The following is a 328-nucleotide window of genomic DNA, read 5'->3' as shown; positions in this document are numbered from 1 at the left end:
CATTTGAAAGGAAGTACTGTTTAGAGGTGTATGGCTATCCATGTACGTTAGAAGATGCGTTTAAGGAATGGGGCCTTTATATTATTAACAAAATGGATTGTAAATTAGAAACAGTAATGTCTGAGTATGTAGAGGTTACAAATCCTTTATTTGATCCGACTGTAGAAGAATTGGCCAGAATTATTAAATATAACAAAGAGCGTACTAAGGAGTGTAGTAGATTATTTAATATTTCTCTTAAACCATTGAAGAAATTATTAAAGGAGTCCCCCCATACCGTTATTGAGATCATTCAAAACATTGAAATGGAGGATATATCAAAACTTCC

At 32.6% G+C, this 328-nt stretch carries 1 pseudogene; it reads left to right on the top strand.

The annotated features are described in order from the left end of the window. Positions 1-328: pseudogene (locus SB717_RS34520) on the top strand (hypothetical protein); the annotation flags it as partial.

Origin of the sequence: Priestia sp. SIMBA_032 (genome assembly GCF_046535215.1) — a bacterium.
GTDB classification, from domain to species: Bacteria; Bacillota; Bacilli; order Bacillales; family Bacillaceae_H; genus Priestia; species Priestia aryabhattai.
Note: the sequence above shows the minus strand (reverse complement) of the source record. Positions and strands in the feature narration are given on the sequence as shown.